Origin of the sequence: Caballeronia sp., from assembly GCF_028292365.1 — a bacterium.
In the GTDB taxonomy this organism is placed as follows: Bacteria; Pseudomonadota; Gammaproteobacteria; order Burkholderiales; family Burkholderiaceae; genus Caballeronia.
In genome coordinates this window covers 1-3,484 of record NZ_JAQGMM010000388.1, presented here as the reverse complement: position 1 = coordinate 3,484, position 3,484 = coordinate 1, and the positions used below count along the sequence as shown (strand labels likewise).

Genomic DNA, 3,484 nt, shown 5'->3' with positions numbered 1-3,484 from the left:
GAGCGAGACCGGCGCAGTCGGGCGGCACCGCGGACTTACCGTCATAACTGATAGTCGACTCGTCTGGCATGCCACGCGGTGGCTTGAAACAGCCGCCCATGGAGGTTGCTGTCGCGCAAACGAGAATGAGCGTGAGGATTCTTGTATGGTTCATGGCATCCGGCTCAATAAACGTACCCGGCCGCGCCGACAAGACGCGGCTCTTCAGCTGTAGATTGCGCGCCGGACGCCCGGTGTTTGAAGCTGTACTCCACGTCATTGCTCGGCGAGACGAGCGATTCGAGCGGCGTACGCAGCTTGCCGGGGTCGGTCGGCTCCACCAGATAGGGCGTCACCATGATCACCAGTTCGGTCTTGTTGTTCTGGTAGTTGGTCGACGAGAAGAGCTTGCCCAGGATCGGAATGGAACCCATACCCGGAATCTGCGAAATGATGTCGGTCGTATTGCTTTGCAGCAGCCCGCCGATCGCGAAGCTTTGGCCGCTCGCCAATTCGACAGTGGTATCAGCGCGGCGCACACTCAGGCCCGGGATCGTGATGCCACCGGTCGTCACGCTCACCGTCGTGTCGATCTGGCTGACTTCAGGACGGACTTTGAGACTGATGCGGCCTTCGCTCAACACAGTCGGGGTGAAGTCGAGCTTGACGCCGAACTGCTTGAACTCGACGGAAATCGCGCCGTTGACTTGCGACACGGGGATCGGAAACTCGCCGCCCGCGAGGAAGCTGGCGGTCTGCCCTGACAGCGCAACAAGACTTGGCTCGGCGAGCACAGTGACCAGACCCTCCTGGTTCAATGCATCGACCAGGGCCTGAATGTCCGTGCTGCCGGTCTTGAATTGACCGAATAGCGAATAGGCATTGTTGCTCGGCAGATTGACCGGATAAGTGACCTGGCCGTTAGCACCGGTCAGCGGCTGCGCCAGGTTATAGATGGGGCGACCGCTATAGATGCCGCCGAAAAAATTCCCGGTTGCATTGCTGAGCGCCTGCCAGTTGATGCCGAGCTGCTGCGTGACATTCCGGTCGACCTCCGTGATACGCACGCGCAATTGCACTTGCTGCGGCCGATCGATCGTCATGCGGTTGACCAGCACTTCCTTGTCGGCCAGATACGGCGAGAGCGATTGCACCACGGCGTCGGCATCGGCAGCGTTAGCGGCTTGTCCTGACACTTGCAATGATCCATTGCCGGCGCTCAATTGCAGATTCATCGATGGAAACCGCGCAGTCACCATGCTGTGCAGCGCGTCCATGTCGCGCCCAACCACGATCGAGCGCTGCAGCAGCGTCTTGTTGTTCGCGCCCAGCACATAGAGCGTCGTGGTGCCGGCCTTCTTGCCCAGCACGAAAACGGCCCTCGGTGAAGGGACATGAACATCTGCGATCGCCGGGTCTGCCACGAACACCGAGGTTGCGTCTTCGTTGAGACGCACGAGTGTGCCCTTGCCAGCAGCGATATCGAGTGAACCCTGAGAAATGGCCTGCGCGTCGGCGGCCGGATTGGCTGCATTGGCCGCTAGTCGCGGCTGTGCAGCGTGTGCGGGCACGGCGAGGATCAAAGCCACCGCGCACAAGGCGCATGCCGAAAGCCTCGTTGTGTCGGCATGCAAATTGAACGGCAGAGTCATGGCTTCCTGTCTTGGCGAATGGGTGCGGCGTGGAACGGGTTGCATGGGATCACCGCGGCGTGGCGAGGGTTGGGAGCGGCGGCACCGCATCGCCTCCGGATTGGGCAACGCTCGATGTCGAGTCTGCCTTTTCGGAGCCTCTATAGACGGTCACCGATTTCGGCGCGGCCGGCATCGCCGTCCCGCCAGCCTTGACCGCAACTGGATGGGCCCTGGGCAGGTCACGCAGTGCACGGGAAATGTCGCCGGCCCAGACGGGCGCGCGCGGTGCATCACCGGCCGCTGAGGCGGCGGTGGGTCCCGATGCGAGCGCATACGGGTCTCGCGACACCGTCGCGAAGCTGCGCAATGCAAGTGACAAGCTGCCGAGCCGGGCGGCCACCGCTACGACCTCGCCCATGTGCGGCGTCACTTCGAGCGTCACGGTGCGAACGCGCTCGTTGCGGTCCGTCGTGTCCCCGCTTTTCGGCCGGTTGATATCGGAGCCGGACGCCAGCACGCGAACATGCTCGACGACCGTTTCACTCGATACCGCCAGATCGGGCGAATCCGTCTTTCGGTCCATTTGCTGCGTGAGCAGCAAGTCCACGTAGTCGCCCGGTTGAATCAGCCCGGCATTGCCGGAGACATCGTCGACGGCAACCGATACGGCACGCATCTCGGGATTGAGCGTAGCGGCACGGAAACCGGGGGCGTTCGGCAGAATGACGTCGTCGGCGACAATGACAGTGCCGCTCGTTACTGGATGACGCAGCAGCGCGCCTTTTAGTTCGACCGCACCGGGGGCGCCAGATACGATAGCGCCAGGCGGCAATGTTTTAACGGGCACATCAGCCCACTTGATGTCTTCGTCTCGCAACAGCAAGCCCTGCGGAAGATCCGCAGCACTCACGCGTACTTTTTCCTGGTTGATGACTGCCGTGCCGGGTCGTGTCGCACTCGCGACGACCACTCGTACGACCAGCGCAACAAGGATTGCGCCTACGATCAGGATTGCGAATTTAATGATATTAGACATAAGGACGCCGACCTATCGCGCCAAAATCAAAGGCAGTAAGGCGGGCAGCATGATCACTGAACCGCCCCCGAGTGCGAGCGCCACCCCGTAAGGCACACCGCGCGCTCCTGAAAACATCGCCAGCGCCCGCATGGGAGATGAATGCTGGTCCTGGTCCATATGTCGCGTCGCAAGGCTGATTAGCGAGACGAGTGTTCCGATCACAGAAATCAGCGTAAGAGCCGGCAACCACAGACTTGGGCCGGCCCATAGAAAAATGATTGATGCGAGCTTTGCATCACCGCCGCCGAGCATGTTCGCAGCGAACAATGCGGCGCAGATGACCAGCACGCCGAATGCCAAAAGCAGATGAGCAAGAACGTTGCCGAAAGACATGCGAACGGTCAATGCGTCAAGGAAAAACAAGCCGCCAATGGCGAGGACCGCCCGGGTTGGCAGACGCCGGGTCCGCACGTCGACGACAGCCAGCCATAGCAGTGCGCAAAGTACTACGAAGCGAATTGCAATGGATAGGAGTTGCACGATGGCGTGATCCGAGAACAGTGGGTGAAGCGGAGGTTCGAATAGACGTTCGAACCTCCTGGAGTGGCGATCAGCCTTTGGTGCCGCCCTGCGCCGTCGTGATGGAATTGAACATGGTGCTGAACATGGTCGACACGCTGCTGTTGAACGTCGTGGCCACCGCGCCAAGCGCCACGGCGACGATGCCTGCCAGAACCGCATATTCCATGGCGCTGACACCGCGCTCATCGCGAACGAACCAGCTGATAAATTTGCGCATTTTTATATTCCCCTAACGTGGTGGTTGGCGTCGGACCGTCAGGTAAGTGAAAGC

General features: G+C 60.8%; 4 protein-coding genes. All 4 read right to left on the bottom strand.

Features of this window, described 5'->3' with window-relative positions:
* Nucleotides 1-164 precede the first annotated feature (164 nt).
* The 4 genes from JWR14_RS23420 to JWR14_RS23405 all read right to left on the bottom strand — a co-directional run bounded on the left by JWR14_RS23420 (nt 165) and on the right by JWR14_RS23405 (nt 3,430).
* Nucleotides 165-1,631 carry a type II and III secretion system protein family protein gene (locus JWR14_RS23420; protein WP_299712694.1) on the bottom strand — a complete coding sequence of 489 codons (1,467 nt, stop codon included), beginning with the start codon at nt 1,629-1,631 and terminating at the stop codon, nt 165-167.
* Nucleotides 1,632-1,680: 49 nt separating this feature from the next.
* On the bottom strand, nt 1,681-2,649 hold the full coding sequence (gene cpaB / locus JWR14_RS23415; RefSeq protein WP_299712692.1) for a Flp pilus assembly protein CpaB: 969 nt from the start codon (nt 2,647-2,649) through the stop codon (nt 1,681-1,683).
* A 12-nt stretch (nt 2,650-2,661) separates the two neighbouring features.
* Entirely contained in the window at nt 2,662-3,171 is a 510-nt protein-coding gene (locus tag JWR14_RS23410; protein WP_299712690.1) for a prepilin peptidase, read from the bottom strand.
* A 70-nt stretch (nt 3,172-3,241) separates the two neighbouring features.
* Entirely contained in the window at nt 3,242-3,430 is a 189-nt protein-coding gene (locus JWR14_RS23405; protein WP_299712687.1) for a Flp family type IVb pilin, read from the bottom strand.
* Nucleotides 3,431-3,484 lie beyond the last annotated feature (54 nt).

Bases quoted from the DNA above. Each gene is read 5' to 3' on its own strand.
- JWR14_RS23420 (WP_299712694.1), bottom strand. From the start codon at position 1,631: ATGACTCTGCCGTTCAATTTGCATGCCGACACAACGAGGCTTTCGGCA.
- cpaB (WP_299712692.1), bottom strand. From the start codon at position 2,649: ATGTCTAATATCATTAAATTCGCAATCCTGATCGTAGGCGCAATCCTT.
- JWR14_RS23405 (WP_299712687.1), bottom strand. From the start codon at position 3,430: ATGCGCAAATTTATCAGCTGGTTCGTTCGCGATGAGCGCGGTGTCAGC.